The organism is Erwinia artemisiae (assembly GCF_051400835.1).
Classification (GTDB): domain Bacteria; phylum Pseudomonadota; class Gammaproteobacteria; order Enterobacterales; family Enterobacteriaceae; genus Erwinia; species Erwinia aeris.
This window is the reverse complement of the sequence record NZ_JBLFFM010000006.1, coordinates 128,878-143,432: the sequence shown is the minus strand read 5'-3', so window position 1 is coordinate 143,432 and position 14,555 is coordinate 128,878. Positions and strand designations below refer to the sequence as shown.

At 59.6% G+C, this 14,555-nt stretch carries 11 protein-coding genes; 4 read left to right on the top strand and 7 right to left on the bottom strand.

The features are described from left to right. Positions 1–9: 9 nt before the first annotated feature. Positions 10–1,155: an iron-containing alcohol dehydrogenase gene (locus ACMGEE_RS14775; protein ID WP_301251414.1), complete on the bottom strand. Its 1,146-nt coding sequence runs from the start codon at positions 1,153–1,155 to the stop codon at positions 10–12. A gap of 188 nt (positions 1,156–1,343) precedes the next feature. Here ACMGEE_RS14775 and dtnK point away from each other — a divergent pair, with 188 nt between their 5' ends. Genes dtnK through ACMGEE_RS14760 form a run of 3 tightly spaced genes read left to right on the top strand, consistent with a single transcriptional unit; the run spans position 1,344 to position 4,392 of the window. Continuing rightward, positions 1,344–2,648, top strand: a complete 1,305-nt coding sequence (dtnK, locus tag ACMGEE_RS14770; protein ID WP_436830271.1) for a D-threonate kinase — start codon at positions 1,344–1,346, stop codon at positions 2,646–2,648. Beyond that, complete coding sequence (locus ACMGEE_RS14765) at positions 2,641–3,621, top strand: D-threonate 4-phosphate dehydrogenase (RefSeq protein ID WP_253455240.1); 981 nt, start codon at positions 2,641–2,643, stop codon at positions 3,619–3,621. The genes dtnK and ACMGEE_RS14765 overlap by 8 nt, the downstream gene beginning before the upstream one ends. A gap of 6 nt (positions 3,622–3,627) precedes the next feature. Continuing rightward, on the top strand, positions 3,628–4,392 hold the full coding sequence (locus ACMGEE_RS14760; RefSeq protein ID WP_125289038.1) for a DeoR/GlpR family DNA-binding transcription regulator: 765 nt from the start codon (positions 3,628–3,630) through the stop codon (positions 4,390–4,392). Between the two features lie 45 nt (positions 4,393–4,437). Here ACMGEE_RS14760 and speD read toward each other — a convergent pair whose 3' ends face one another. The 3 genes from speD to ACMGEE_RS14745 all read right to left on the bottom strand — a co-directional run bounded on the left by speD (position 4,438) and on the right by ACMGEE_RS14745 (position 6,584). Then, entirely contained in the window at positions 4,438–5,247 is an 810-nt protein-coding gene (speD, locus tag ACMGEE_RS14755; RefSeq protein WP_125289039.1) for an adenosylmethionine decarboxylase, read from the bottom strand. A gap of 6 nt (positions 5,248–5,253) precedes the next feature. Beyond that, a complete protein-coding gene (gene speE, locus ACMGEE_RS14750) occupies positions 5,254–6,132 on the bottom strand; it encodes a polyamine aminopropyltransferase (RefSeq protein ID WP_301251408.1) in 879 nt (292 codons plus the stop codon). A gap of 104 nt (positions 6,133–6,236) precedes the next feature. Then, complete coding sequence (locus ACMGEE_RS14745) at positions 6,237–6,584, bottom strand: YacC family pilotin-like protein (RefSeq protein ID WP_125289041.1); 348 nt, start codon at positions 6,582–6,584, stop codon at positions 6,237–6,239. A gap of 183 nt (positions 6,585–6,767) precedes the next feature. Here ACMGEE_RS14745 and cueO point away from each other — a divergent pair, with 183 nt between their 5' ends. After that, on the top strand, positions 6,768–8,393 hold the full coding sequence (cueO, locus tag ACMGEE_RS14740; protein ID WP_436830270.1) for a multicopper oxidase CueO: 1,626 nt from the start codon (positions 6,768–6,770) through the stop codon (positions 8,391–8,393). Positions 8,394–8,921: 528 nt separating this feature from the next. Here cueO and ACMGEE_RS14735 read toward each other — a convergent pair. The 3 genes from ACMGEE_RS14735 to fdhF form a co-directional block, all read right to left on the bottom strand. Continuing rightward, positions 8,922–9,947 carry a HoxN/HupN/NixA family nickel/cobalt transporter gene (locus ACMGEE_RS14735; protein ID WP_436830269.1) on the bottom strand — a complete coding sequence of 342 codons (1,026 nt, stop codon included), beginning with the start codon at positions 9,945–9,947 and terminating at the stop codon, positions 8,922–8,924. After that, positions 9,940–12,243, bottom strand: coding sequence for a carbamoyltransferase HypF (gene hypF / locus ACMGEE_RS14730; protein WP_369895499.1), 2,304 nt, complete (start codon positions 12,241–12,243; stop codon positions 9,940–9,942). The genes ACMGEE_RS14735 and hypF overlap by 8 nt, the downstream gene beginning before the upstream one ends. A gap of 115 nt (positions 12,244–12,358) precedes the next feature. Continuing rightward, positions 12,359–14,533: a formate dehydrogenase subunit alpha gene (gene fdhF / locus ACMGEE_RS14725; protein ID WP_370734567.1), complete on the bottom strand. Its 2,175-nt coding sequence runs from the start codon at positions 14,531–14,533 to the stop codon at positions 12,359–12,361. Between the last annotated feature and the right edge of the window lie 22 nt (positions 14,534–14,555).

The window sequence follows — 14,555 nt, the reverse complement described above, 5'->3', positions numbered from 1 at the left end:
ATTATTCGTTTAGTGATTCAGGGTCGGAAACAGGGTCAGATAGACCTCGCGGACGTCGTCGGCGCTGACCGCACACGGCACGTTTTTCATCAGGCGCTGCACGTCCAGCGCGGCCTCGACCAGATAAGGCAGATGCTCAGCGTTGATGCCCAGCTCGTCCAGGCTGGCAGGCAGCTTCAGGCGCTTCACCAGCGCGGCGAAATAGTCAACCAGCGCCACGGACTTCGCTTCTTCGCTCAGCGAGGCGTCGGCGTCCGGCAGCAGGTCGTAAGCCTGGGCGAACTTGCTGACCGCCGCAGGACGGACAAAACGCATACACGGTGCCAGCAAAATGGCGTTCGCCACGCCGTGCGGCAGGTGATATTTGCCGCCCAGCGGATAGGACATGGCGTGCACCAGGTGCGTACCGGCATGGGCGATGGCCGCGCCGCCGTAATACGATGCCCAGAGCATATCCAGACGCGCCGCCAGGTTATCCGGCTCCGCAATCGTCTTTTCCAGGCTGGCGAACAGCTTTTTCATGCCGATCAGCGCGTAGTTGTCGCTGACCGGATTGGCGACGGTGGCGGTGAAGCACTCAATCAGATGGCAAAGCGCATCGATGCCGGTGGAAGAGGCGATATGCGCGGGCATACTGGTGGTCAGCTCGGGCGCCAGCACCACGTAATCCGGCAGCATCACCGGCGAGATAATGCCGACCTTGGTTTCTTTCTCCGGGATAGCGAGGATCGCGTTTGGCGTGGCTTCGGAACCCGTGCCTGCGGTCGTTGGGATCAGCAGCGAGGCCGTGCGGCGCAGCGGTTTTTCACCGGCCAGCAGCGCTTCCAGCGAAGGCGCGTCCTCAACGCAGAGCACGGAAAGCAGTTTGGCGACGTCCAGCACGCTGCCGCCGCCGACGCCAGCCACCATATCCACCTTTTTCCCCGGCAGCGACGCCACTATAGCCGCCACGTCATGCTGGCTCGGCTCCGGCGGCACGCTGTCCACAATGCTCAGCGTCGCTCTGCTGCCAATCTGTTGGATCAGCGTTTGCACCGCCGGAATGCCGACAATGTTTTTATCCGTCACCAGCAGCACGTGCCGATGGTTTTGCAACAGATAGCCGATGTCGCTAAGCGCCTGGTAACCAGCAATCACGGTGCTGTTAATGGTCATAAGTCCTGTCCTGGTTGAGGGTGAATTGATTACATTTGGTCATTAACCTGCTCATTCGCGGCAGGCAGGAGGAATTTATAGGGCAAATTGATTTTGATTAATTTGACCGTGCTCACATATAATCAATTGTGATTGAATATAATCAATCCCAATGAAAACCGGCTTGTCGAACTTAGGGAGTGATGAAGATGCGCACAAAATGGAAGATGCCTGTGCTGGTGATTGCGGATGACTTTACCGGCGCGAACGATGCCGGGGTCGGGCTTGCCAACGTCGGCGCGCGGGTTCATGTGCTGTTTGATGCGGCCACGCCCACCGTGGAACAGGCCGATGCCTGGGTCGTCAATACCGACAGCCGGGCGACCAGCGCGGAACAGGCCGCCCGGCGTACCGCTGCGGCAATAGCGGGCAGAAGAGATGTGGCCCGCGACGGCTGGCTGTTTAAAAAAATCGACTCGACGCTGCGCGGCAATCCCGGCGCGGAAATCGAAGCGGCTTTGCTGACAGGCGATAAACGCGTGGCGCTGATAGCGCCAGCGGTGCCCGCGCTGGGCCGTACCACCGTAGAAGGCTGCTGCTATATCGATGGCCGCCTGCTGACGGAAACGGAATATGCCAGCGATCCTAAAACGCCGGTAAGCAGTGCCAGCATAGCGGCGCGCCTTGGCGAGCAAACCACGCTGCCGGTTGGCCTGATCCCGCTGTCGGCGCAGGCGGATCTGCGGCAACGCATCGAAGCGGCTATTGCTGACGGCAAGCGGCTGATCGTGCTGGATGCGCAAACGGACGCCGATCTGCAACGCATCATGCAGGCGGCGGACGAGCTGGACGAGCGCCCTTTGCTGGTGGGTGCCGCCGGGCTGAGCGACGCGCTGGGCAGGCGGCTGACGAGGCTGGCGCAGCAGGCGCCGGGCGGGACGGCAGGCTCGCCCGCTCCGGTAAACGCCGGGCTGGCGGTTATAGGCTCGATGAGTGAAGTCGCGCAGCGGCAGATAACGCAGCTGATGCAGCAAAAGGCAATCCGGCTGATCGATGTGGATATCAGTCAGCTTTTTAGCGGCGGCGCGCCGGGACAGCGCTGGCGACAGGCGGTGACGGAGGCGCTACAGCAGGGCCGACACTGCGTGATCCGCACCTGCCAGCAGGCGGAGCAGCGTCAGGCTATCGCCTCGCTGTGCGAACGGCTCGATCTCAGCCGCCAGCAGCTTGGCGAACAGATTTGCGCTTACCTGGCGGAGCTGACCGCCGACGTGCTGCGCGACGTTACGCCTTCAGCGCTTTATCTCTCCGGCGGCGACGTGGCGATAGCGGTGGCGCGCGGGCTGGGCGCGCAGGGCTTTCAGATTTCAGGGCAGGTGGCGGGCTGCGTGCCTTACGGCCATCTGCTGCAAGGTAACGACAACCTGCTGGTGCTTACCAAGGCTGGCGGTTTTGGTGATGAAAACACCCTGGTAGAAGTTTTTCGTTTTATTGAGGAGAAGGCGAGTGAGTAAAATTATTGCGGTTACCATGGGCGATCCGGCGGGTATTGGCCCGGAAATAATCATCAAATCCCTGGCGGAGGGCGAGCTTTCCGGCGCGCCTGCGGTGGTAGTGGGCTGCGCCAGCACGCTGCGGCGGATTATGACGATGGGCATTACGCCGCAGGCGGAGCTGCGGATAGTTAACAGCGTGGCCGAAGCGCGCTTTGCGCCGGGCATTATTAACGTTATCGACGAGCCGCTGGCCGATCCTGATGCGTTAAAGCCCGGCGTGGTGCAGGTAGCCGCAGGCGATTTGGCCTACCGCTGCGTGAAGCGCGCAACCGAACTGGCGCTGGCGGGCGAAGTGCAGGCTATCGCCACCGCGCCGCTGAACAAAGAGGCGCTGCATTCGGCGGGCCATCTCTATCCCGGCCATACCGAGCTGCTGGCGAAGCTGACCGACAGCAAAAACTACGCGATGGTGCTTTATACCGATCGCCTGAAGGTGATCCACGTCACCACGCATATCGCGCTGCGTAAGTTCCTGGATACGCTCAACCGCGAGCGGGTGGAGACGGTAATCGGCATGGCGGAAACCTTCCTCAGGCGCGTCGGCTATGATAAGCCGCGCATCGCGGTGGCGGGCGTTAATCCGCACGCGGGCGAAAACGGGCTGTTCGGCGACGAAGAGATCGCCATCGTCGGCCCGGCCATAGAAGCCATGAAAGCGCAGGGCGTCAACGCCTTCGGCCCGTGCCCGCCGGATACGGTGTTTTTGCAGTGTTATGAAGGCCAGTACGACATCGTGGTGGCGATGTACCACGACCAGGGGCATATTCCGCTTAAGCTGCTGGGCTTTTACGACGGCGTGAATATTACCGCTGGCCTGCCGTTTATCCGCACCTCGGCCGACCACGGCACGGCGTTTGATATTGCCTGGACAGGTAAAGCGAAGTCTGAGAGCATGGCGATTTCCATTCAGCTAGCGATGCAGCTTGCATAAGGACCTATGAAGGGACAAAGTCGCCTGGACCAGATCATGGACTATCTGAAAAGCCATAATCTGGTGACTGTCGATCAGCTGGTGGCGGCGATTTCCGCGTCGCCGGCTACGATCCGACGGGATCTGATCAAACTGGATCGGGAAGGGGTAATCAGCCGGACGCACGGCGGCGTTACCCTTAACCGCTTTATTCCCGCTCAGCCCACCACGCTGGAAAAAATGCAGCGTCATCTCACGGAAAAACAGGCTATCGCCCTGGCGGCGGCCAGCCTGGTGAAAGCCAACGACGCGGTGGTGCTGGATGCCGGCACCACCATGCTGGAACTGGCGCGTCAGCTGACGCATCTGCCGCTGCGGGTGATCACCGCCGACCTGCATATCGCGCTGTTTCTGTCGGAGTTCAGGCAGATTGAGGTGACGATTATCGGCGGGCGCATCGACGACTCCAGCCAGTCCTGCATTGGCGAGCACGGGCGCAGGCTGCTGCGGAATATCTACCCGGACGTCGCGTTTGTCAGCTGTAACTCGTGGAGCCTGGAGAAGGGCATCACCACGCCGACCGAAGAAAAAGCGGGGCTGAAAGAGGATTTGCTGATCAACGCGCGACGCAGGGTGCTGTTAGCGGACAGCAGCAAATATGGTTCCTGGTCGCTGTTCTGCGCCACGCCGCTGCAAAGCCTGACCGATATCATTACCGACGAGCTGCTGGGCGAGCAGGAAGTGAAGGCGCTGAGCGGGCAGCCGTTTACGCTGACGCTGGCGAAACCCTGAGCAAAACGGGCCGCCTACAGGCCGCCCGTAGTAGAGACCAGCTTCTTACAGCGTTTTAAAGCCTACAGAAGGAATATTGCGGCCGTAGTAAATTTCCCGCATCTCTTTCCACAGCAGGTCGGTAATGCGCTTGTGCTCCTGCGGTGTCAGATCTTCCGGGCGGGTATTGAAAAGATAATGTTTTAAATCAAACTCTTTCAGCAGCATCTTGGTATGGAAGATGTTCTCCTGATAGACGTTGACGTCCATCATGTCGTACATCGACTTCATATCTTCCGACATAAAATTCTGAATCGAGTTGATCTCGTGATCGATAAAGTGCTTCACGCCGTTCACGTCGCGGGTAAAGCCGCGCACGCGATAGTCGATGGTGACGATATCCGATTCCAGCTGGTGGATCAGATAGTTCAGCGCTTTCAGTGGCGAAATCACGCCGCAGGTCGACACCTCAATATCCGCGCGGAAGGTGCAGAGTCCGCCTTCCGGGTGGCTCTCCGGATAGGTATGCACGCAGATATGGCTTTTATCCAGATGCGCGACCACCGAACCCGGCAGCGGGCCAGGATGCTCCGACTTATCGATATCTTTCGGATCGATCGGCTCTTCGCTCACCAGAATGGTGACGCTGGCGCCCTGTGGCTCATAGTCCTGGCGCGCAATATTCAGCACGTTAGCGCCGATAATCGAGCAGGTTTCGCTAAGGATCTCCGTCAGACGGTTGGCATTGTACTGCTCATCAATGTACGCAATGTAGCCGTCACGCTCCGCATCGGTATTCGCGTAACAGATATCGTAGATACAAAAACTCAGGCTTTTCGTCAGGTTGTTGAAGCCATGTAGTTTAAGCTTTTGCAATTTCGTTCACCCCCTTAAAATGCCCGGCTGGTCAGCCAGCGCATTCAACAGATATTGCGGCAGGGCAAAGCTGCCGGTGTGGATCGCCGGATTGTAATAGCGACAGGTCAGGCCGGCCTGCTGATAACGCGCCGCAAGCGTGGCCGTATCCAGCTGGCGCAGCGCCGGGTTGTCGCTTGCCCAGGCAAAGGTCATGATGCCGCCGTAATAGGTCGGTACGGCCGCCTGGTAAAAGCTGACGTCGCGGAAATAGTGGCTCAGCTTGCGATGGCTGTTGACCGCTTCGTCCTGCTGCAGGAAGCAGACGCCATTCTGCGCCACAAAAATGCCGTTTTCATTGAGGCAGCGCCGGCATCCTTCATAAAATTCCGAGGTAAACAGACTTTCGCCCGGTCCAATCGGATCGGTGCAGTCAGAAATAATGACGTCGAATTTTTCATTGCACTGGCGCACGAAATTGACGCCGTCATCGATTACCAGCCTGAAGCGCGGATCTTCATAAGCCCCCGCATTATGATTCGGCAGATACTCTTTGCAGAACGTCACCACGCCCGCGTCGATTTCTACCATCGTAATCTGTTCAATGTTTTGATGACGGCTGACTTCACGCAGCATTGCGCCGTCGCCGCCGCCGATAATCAGCACGCGCTTCGCCGCGCCGTGCGCCAGCAGCGGCACGTGGGTCATCATCTCGTGATAGATAAATTCATCGCGCTCGGTGGTTTGCACCACGCCGTCCAGCGCCATCACCCGACCCAGCTCGGCGTTTTCAAAGATAACCAGATCCTGATGTCCGGTTTGTTCGCGGTATAAAATTTTATCGACAGCAAAATACTGCCCAAAACCGGTATGAAGCGTTTCATACCACATCTCTTTTTCGGCCATGGTACGGCTCTCCTGGTTGTAGCAGCCACGAAAAATGGGCGCGATATGATAGCCAACTCTGACCGTGCTTGCACGGTCAAACTGGCGGCGGAAAACGGCGGGGGTTACTTCACGTAGGCAAGCAGGCTGAGCGAATCGCGGGCCAGTGATTTGCATTTGGTGTCGTTGGGCACGGCGATGCCGCTTAAATCGCGATAGCTGTCCGCGCCCAGCGATTTCATATTAAAGCTGCTGTAGTTGCTCAGATCCCAGCGGTTCTGCCGGGCGAAAAAGACCAGCGCGCGACGGATCTGTCCGTCCGGAAGATCCTGATAGCCGCAGTCATTTTTCAGGTAAACAAAAACAGCGGTCAGATCCGCCAGATCTTCCGCTTCCGACTCGCTCAGCGCAAAACTTGTCGATGAGAAGCCAAACAGGCCCAGTAACAACAGAGCCTTGATGCTTTTCTTCATAACTGTACTCAAAGGGTGTCAATACTCTGACGTTAGCACAGTTACCGTCGGTCGACAGTCAATTTCAGCAGAGAAATGTCCGTAAAACGCAATTTTCCAGCAGGGCGCGGCGAAACTTGACCTTCCCTTGGGGGAAGGGTTTATGCTGCAGGCAATAAATAAGAGCCGGGTCGAGGAAGACTGATGCAACGTCGTGATTTTATAAAGCTGAGCACCGCGCTGGGCGCGGCCAGCGCACTACCCCTGTGGAGCCGATCGCTGATGGCCGCGCAGCCACGTCCCGCGCTGCCCATTCCGGCCTTATTAACGCCGGATGCGCGTGGCGAGATGACCGTAACGGCGCAGCAGGGCAGCACCCGCTGGCTGGATAAAGCGGTGCCGACCTGGGGCTATAACGGCAGCCTGCTCGGCCCGGCGATTCAGCTGGAGCGCGGCAAGCCGGTCACCATCAACCTGCGCAATCAGCTGCCGGAAGCCACCACGGTTCACTGGCACGGGCTGGAGCTGCCGGGCGGCGTAGACGGCGGCCCGCAGGCGCAGATTGCCCCCGGCGCCACGCGCACCGTCAGCTTTACCCCCGATCAGCCCGGCGCGACCTGCTGGTTCCATCCTCATCAGCATGGCCGCTCCGGCTATCAGGTCGCCCAGGGCCTGGCCGGTCTGGTTATCCTGAAAGACGACGCAACGGAGAAACTGCTGTTGCCGAAAATCTGGGGCATCGACGATATTCCGGTGATCCTCCAGGATAAAAAACTGTCGGCGGACGGCAGCAAAATTGACTACGAGCTGGACGTGATGAGCGCTGCCGTAGGCTGGTTTGGCAATACGATGCTGACCAACGGCGCGATTTATCCACAACACGCCGTGCCGCGCGGCTGGCTGCGGCTGCGGCTGCTCAACGGCTGTAACGCCCGCTCGCTGAATATTGCCGCCAGCGATCGGCGCCCGCTTTATGTGATTGGCGGCGACGGCGGCCTGCTGAGCGAGCCGGTAAAAGTGACCGAGCTGTCGATGATGCCGGGCGAGCGCTTTGAGGTGCTGGTCGACACGCTGGACGGCAAGCCGTTTGATTTGCAGACGCTGCCGGTGCGGCAGATGGGCATGTCGCTGGCGCCGTTCAACCAGCCGCTGCCGCTGCTGAGCATTCAGCCGCTCCGGGTGATGGCCAGCGGGTCGCTGCCGGATAAGCTGGTGGACGTGCCGCCGCTGCCCGCCCAGGCCAATCTGAAAACTCGCTGGCTACAGCTGTCGATGGATCCCGAGCTGGATCGTCGCGGCATGGTGGCATTGATGCAAAGATACGGCCACGCGGCGATGGCCGGTATGAGCGGCGATGCGCACGACGGCGAATCAATGCAGGACATGGGCGGAGACCACGCGGCAATGCCGGGAATGCAGGGCCACGCTATGGACGGCGGCGCAGACCACTCGATGGCGCATCAGCAGCCTGAGCAGTACGATTTTCATAACGGCAATAAGATCAACGGGGTCGCTTTCGATATGACCAAACCCGCTTTCGATGTAAAGCAGGGCGTGACGGAAAAGTGGACGATTTCCGGCGAGGGCGACGAGATGCTGCATCCATTCCATATTCACGGCACGCAGTTTCGTATTATCTCTGAAAACGGCAAGCCGCCCGCGCCGCACCGCAGCGGCTGGAAAGACACGGTTCGGGTGGAAGGCTGGCGCAGCGAAGTGCTGGTGCGCTTTGACCATCTGGCGGACAAAGAGCGGGCCTATATGGCGCACTGTCATCTGCTGGAGCATGAAGATACCGGCATGATGCTTGGCTTTACGGTCAGCGCGTAGCGGCTGACGGACGGCACCCTTTTTTTGGTGGCTTGCTTAAGTGATTGATTTCAAATGCACTGAATCACGTGGCTGAAAAAAGGGTTTTTACAGGGCTAAGGTCAATTTCGCTGAAAAAATATTGGGTTAAGCTAAAGAGGCAACTGTTCACTGCCGTACAGGCAGCTTAGAAAGTATCGTCACAATCAAATGTTACTGGGTATCTGTTCACTGCCGTACAGGCAGCTTAGAAAACCAGCACTTTGCCGCGCCGAACCTGCAATAGGTTCACTGCCGTACAGGCAGCTTAGAAATGACTACTTCAGGCTGTCAGCTTCAACACAGGGTTCACTGCCGTACAGGCAGCTTAGAAAATCTTGCGGGCAGGGACCGGGCCTGTATGGCGCACTGTCATCTGCTGGAGCATGAAGATACCGGCATGATGCCTGGCTTTACGGTCAGCGCGTGGCGGCGAGGCCGAGGCCGCTGTTTTCACAGCATTGCCGACAGCGCGAGCCTTTCGACCGCTGTCGGCAATGGCGCTCCCGGTTACGGCTGGGTAATATTTAGCGCATCATAATTTTTACGGCGATAGTTCAGCACCGAGAAGCCCCAGGCAGCGACGAAAATTGCCACGCAGAGGTAGCCAACGCTGCCCATATTGCCGTTCAGATTGTTGACGATCGTCCATATCCCGCCGTGTAAATCGAGCTTATCCGCCAGTAATCCCAGCGCTTCCAGTCCGCCGATCAGCAAGGCAATCAGCACGCTGGTCGCCGTAATCATCATGTTGTAGTAGAGCTTGCGTACCGGCTGCTTAAACGCCCAGCCATAGGCGCCCACCATCATAAAATTGTCCAGGGAATCCACCAGCGCCATGCCGCTGGCGAACAGCGCCGGGAACACCAGAATGCTCCAGACCGACATTCCGCTGGAAGCGCCTGCCGCAGAGAGGCCCAGCAGGCCGATCTCCGTAGCCGTATCAAAGCCCAGACCGAACAAAAAACCCACCAGATACATCTGCCAGCTTTTATTAACCAGGGTAAAGGCGCGGCCAAACAACCTGCTCATTACGCCGCCCGGCAGGGCAGGCCGATCGCTGAAGGCTTTTCTCTGTTTCGCCTGCTGAAAACGGTGATAAACATCACGCAGGATCAGCGTATTCAGCAGCGCCATCAGCAACAAAAACAGCGCGGAAACCAGCGTGCCGATAACGCTGCCATAGTGATGCAGCCAGCTGATTTCGCTGCCGGAGAGCAGAGCGGCGGCGGCAATCGCCACGCACGCCAACACCACGATGCTGGAATGGCCGAGAGAGAAAAACGCGCCGACCGCCACAGGCCGCTGATTTTGCTGCATCAGTTTACGGGTGACGTTATCAATGGCGGCGATGTGGTCAGCGTCTACCGCATGGCGCAGGCCGTAACCATAGGCAAGCACGGCCGCCGCAATCAGCGTGGCATGGTGGCGGAAAAGCACCAGCGCCCAGCCCCAGGCCAGCAGATTGGCCATCAGCAGGGCGCTTAACAGCCAGAAAGCCCGGCGATGAGTACGAAAAAAAGCAGAGTTAGTCATAACAATCCCTGGTAACAGTATGAGGAGCCGCGTTGTGCAAGCGGGCGCAGGCAATAACGGCCTGGCCCAGCGCCAGCCCGCCGTCGCCAGCGGGAATATGCTGCGGCATCAGCACATGAAGAGGCGATAAATAGCGTTGTAAAAGCTGGCGCAGCAGGCGCGATTGCAGGACGCCGCCGCCAGCCGCGACGGTATCCAGACCCGTTTGTCCGGCATGATAATGGGCGAGGGCGGCAAATCCCCGCGCCAGCGCGTCATGGAAGGCAAACGCGCGCGCCGCAGGGGCTGCCTGCCAGTCCAGCCATTGCTGCCAGAACACCGCCAGGTCCAGCCGCGTGCCCGTTGCCGTATGGCGCAGCGGCAGCGTAACGGGATGCGCTATGTCTGCTGCCTGCCTGGCCAGAACCTCCAGGCGGCAGGCGGCTTCTCCTTCCCAACTAAGCACGGCAGGCGCGCAGCCGAGCACGGCGGCTATCGCGTCAAACAACCGGCCGCAGGAAGAAGCCAAAGGGGAGTTAACGCCAGCGGCCACCGCGCGCGCAAGCGGCTGCCAGGGCTTGCCCAGCAGCGCCTTAGACTCTGGCCGCTGCTGCCAGTCCGGGACAAAGGCCAGCCAGTGCGCCAACAGGTTGCGCCAGGGTTCCCGCGCGGCACGGTCGCCGCCCGGCAGCGCGACGGCGGGCAACCCTCCCAGATGCTGACAGCGGTGATAGTCTGCCAGCAGGCATTCACCGCCCCAGAGCGCGCCGTTTTCGCCGTAGCCCAGCCCGTCCAGCGCCAGGCCGATGACCGGGCCGTGCGCCAGCGGCCAGCGATGTTCCGCCAGGCAGGCGGCGATATGCGCATGATGATGAAGCACCTCCAGCACCGGCCGTTCGCTCTGCTGGCTGCCGACGTAAGCAGGATGCGCATCCTGCACGATCGTTGCGGGCGTGCAGTTATATAGCTGCTGAAAATGGATAACGGCCTGCTGCCGCTGGCACGCAATATCGCTGTTTGCCAGCGATCCGAAATGCGTGCTGAGCATAGCCCGATCGCCCTGTACCAGGCAGAAGGTGTTTTTCAGGTCGCCGCCCATCGCCAGCAGCGGCGAGCGGGCCGTCAGGCCGGGAGGAAGCGTGACGGCATCCGGCACATAGCCTCGGGCGCGGCGCAGTATTTCCAATCCCTGCGGCCCCAGACGAACCAGAGAGTCATCGGCGCGCTGGATGATATCGCGGTCGTGCAGCAGCCAGATATCGGCAATGCCAGCAAGCTGGCTCAGCGCCTCTTCGTTGGTCAGCGCCGGCGCGCGGTCGGCGCCGTTGCCGGAAGTCATCACCAGCGGCACCCGGCAGGCCTGCATCAGCAGATGGTGCAGCGGCGTAAACGGCAGCATCAACCCCGTTTCATCCAGCCCCGGCGCAACGGCTGCGCACAGCGGCGACGTCGCGTTTTTTTCCGTGAGCACAATGGGCGCGGCGGCAGACAGCATCAGCGCCTGCAACGCCCGATCGCGCCTGCCGCAGCGGGCCAGCCAGCTGATGTCCGGCAGCATCACCGCCAGCGGTTTGGCCGGTCGCCGTTTGCGCTGGCGCAGACGCATAACGGCCTGCTGCTGGGTAGCATCGCAGGCAAGATGAAAGCCGCCCAGCCCTTTGATCGCCACAATTTTGCCCGCAAGTAGCGCTGCTGCGGCATAGTCAATCGCGGCGCTTTCCCGTGCCAGCGTGGTGCCATCCTGCCCGGTGGCAAAGAGCTGCGGCCCACAGTGCGGGCAGGCGACTGGCTGGGCATGAAAGCGGCGGTCGGCCGGATCCTGATACTCCCGGCGACAGGCGGGACAAAGGCGAAATGCCGCCATGCTGGTGCCTGACCGGTCATAGGGCATGGTGCGGATGAGCGTAAAGCGCGGGCCGCAGTGGGTACAGTTAGTAAAGGCATAGCCTGAACGACGGTTGCCCGCGTGCAGCACCTCCTCCAGACAATCGGGGCAGGTTGCCGCATCGGGGGCAACCTGGGTCATCATCCGGCCCTGACGGGTTTCCGCAATGATAAAATCCTGCGGCGGAGACGGCCAGGCATAAGGCTGGACGCTGAGGCTGTCGATACGCGCCAGCGGCGGCGGCTCGTGCCGTAGCCGTTCGATAAAGAGCGGAATGGCGGCAGACTGAAGCAGGCGTATTTCCACGCCCGCGCTGTCGTTGCAGACTTCGCCGCGTAGCCGTAGCCGCCTGGCTAACTGCCAGACAAAAGGCCGAAAGCCGACGCCCTGCACTTTGCCGCTGACGCGCACGGACACTCCTGAATCGGACATAGTCAGCTCCTGAAGGACCGGGCTGCCCGGTCCTGGATCGGATTAGCCTGAACCCTTGCGGAAGGAATGCGGGATGTCATATCCACCTGGCTCCCGTTCCGCGTTGGCGCAGAACTTAAGCGGTTACGGCAATCGGGATCGCATCGTCCACGGCGCTGCGCAGGCGCGCTTTCATCTCGCTGTAGGTTTGACGCGCATAGTTCTCCGCCCACGACTGATCGGCAATCCGCTCCACCTTCACCGCACAGTATTTGGTTTCCGGCGTTTTAGAAATGGGGTCAAGGTTCTCCTGAGTCAGTTCGTTGCAGGCGCCAATCCACCATTGATAGGTCATATAGACTGCGCCAACGTTAATACGCTCGTTGTGATTAGCGCGTGAAATCACTTTACCGCGGCGCGAGGCGACCCAAACCAGTTGCCCATCGCGTATGCCCAGCGCCTGCGCATCCTGCGGATTGATCTGCACAAAACCCGGCTCATCCGCCAGCGTTTGCAGCGCGGAACAGTTGCCGGTCATTGAGCGGCAGGAGTAGTGGCCGACCTCGCGCACGGTACAGAGCACCAGCGGATAATCTGCGTCCGGCACCTCGGCCGGCGCGCGCCATGGCGCGGCAAAAAGCTGGCCTTTGCCGGTTGGTGTGGTGAAACGATTGTCCTGATAGAGATAAGGCGTACCAGGGCTGTCCAGCGTGGTGCAGGGCCACTGCACGTGTCCCAGCGTGCCCATTTTTTCATAGGTAGCGCCGTAGAACAGCGGACAGAGTTCGCGCATTTCATCCCAGATTTCTTGATTATCGTTGTAATGCATCGGATAGCCGAGTTCCGTTGCCAGCAGGCTGATAATTTCCCAGTCACGCTTAACATTATCTTTGGGTTCGATAGCTTTTTCAAAGCGCTGAAAGCCGCGATCGGCACAGGAGAATACGCCGCCGTGTTCGCCCCAGGAGGTGGCGGGTAAAATGACGTCAGCCTGCTCGGCGGTTTTGGTCATAAAGATATCCTGCACCACCACAAAATCCAGCGCCTCAAACCCCTTGCGCACCAGGCTTAAATCGGCTTCGGTCTGCAGCGGATCTTCACCCATGATGTAGTAGGCTTTGACGTGTCCTTCCAGCGCCAGATGCGGGATCTCGGTAATGCGATGGCCGATTTCCGCGTCCATCCGCTCGGCGTCAATACCCCAGGCAGCGGCAAATTTTGCCCGGACCTGCGGATCGGTCACCGACTGATAGCCAGGGAACTCATTCGGCAGCACGCCCATATCGCAGGCGCCCTGCACGTTGTTTTGCCCGCGTACCGGGCCGACGCCGACGCCAGGCCGGCCCAGATTGCCGGTCAGCAGCGCCAGGCCAGCGAGGCCTTTCACCACGTCGACAGCCTGACCAAACTGCGTCACGCCCATCCCCCACATAATGGTCGCGGAGGGCGCAGCAGCAAAGGTACGCATAGCCTGACGGATTTGCTGAGCGGACACGCCGGTCTGTTCGGCAACCGCCTCCGGCGAATAGTCGGCCAGCTGGCGACGGTACTCGTCAAATCCTTCCGTATATTTCGCCACGTAGTCACGATCGTAGAGATCTTCTTCGATCAGCACGTAGGCAAAGGCGTTAACCAGCGCCATATTGCAGCCGTTTTTGATTTGCAGATGCTGGTCGGCGATACGGGCGGTTTCGATGCGGCGGGGATCGCAGACAATGATCTGCGCGCCTTTTTCTTTGGCTTTTATTACGCGGCGAGCCACGATAGGGTGGGAATCCGCACAGTTATAGCCGATCACCAGCAGGCATTTGGAATTTTCAATATCGTTGATGGAATTGCTCATCGCGCCGTTGCCGAGCGTGGCCTGTAAACCGGCCACCGACGGGCCATGACAAACGCGGGCGCAGCAGTCGACATTATTGGTGCCGATCACCGCGCGGGCAAACTTCTGCATGACATAGTTGGTTTCGTTGCCGGTACCGCGAGAAGAGCCGGTATGCATAATCGCGCGCGGGCCGTGCTTCTCTTTGATTTCTTTCAGGCGCTTAGCGGTATAGCGGATAGCCTCATCCCAGCTGACTACTTCGAATTTCCCGCCCTTCTGACGGCGGATCATCGGCTGCGTCAGGCGCGGCGTCAGCAGTTTAGTGTCGTTGAGAAAATCCCAGCCATAGTAGCCTTTCAGGCACAGCTCACCCTGATTGGTTACGCCATCGGCGGCTTCGGCACGGAGAATTTTATTGTTTTCCACGACCAGGTTCAGCTTGCATCCGGCCCCACAGTAAGGACAGACGGTGGTGACTTTTTTCATCTTATTTTTCCTCTTTCCGGGG

What these genes read in the sequence shown, in the direction of transcription:
- fdhF (WP_370734567.1), bottom strand. Translation starts at nt 14,533, where the DNA reads ATGAAAAAAGTCACCACCGTCTGTCCTTACTGTGGGGCCGGATGCAAG.
- ACMGEE_RS14745 (WP_125289041.1), bottom strand. Translation starts at nt 6,584, where the DNA reads ATGAAGAAAAGCATCAAGGCTCTGTTGTTACTGGGCCTGTTTGGCTTC.
- ACMGEE_RS14775 (WP_301251414.1), bottom strand. Translation starts at nt 1,155, where the DNA reads ATGACCATTAACAGCACCGTGATTGCTGGTTACCAGGCGCTTAGCGAC.
- ACMGEE_RS14735 (WP_436830269.1), bottom strand. Translation starts at nt 9,947, where the DNA reads ATGACTAACTCTGCTTTTTTTCGTACTCATCGCCGGGCTTTCTGGCTG.
- hypF (WP_369895499.1), bottom strand. Translation starts at nt 12,243, where the DNA reads ATGTCCGATTCAGGAGTGTCCGTGCGCGTCAGCGGCAAAGTGCAGGGC.
- cueO (WP_436830270.1), top strand. Translation starts at nt 6,768, where the DNA reads ATGCAACGTCGTGATTTTATAAAGCTGAGCACCGCGCTGGGCGCGGCC.
- dtnK (WP_436830271.1), top strand. Translation starts at nt 1,344, where the DNA reads ATGCGCACAAAATGGAAGATGCCTGTGCTGGTGATTGCGGATGACTTT.
- speE (WP_301251408.1), bottom strand. Translation starts at nt 6,132, where the DNA reads ATGGCCGAAAAAGAGATGTGGTATGAAACGCTTCATACCGGTTTTGGG.
- ACMGEE_RS14760 (WP_125289038.1), top strand. Translation starts at nt 3,628, where the DNA reads ATGAAGGGACAAAGTCGCCTGGACCAGATCATGGACTATCTGAAAAGC.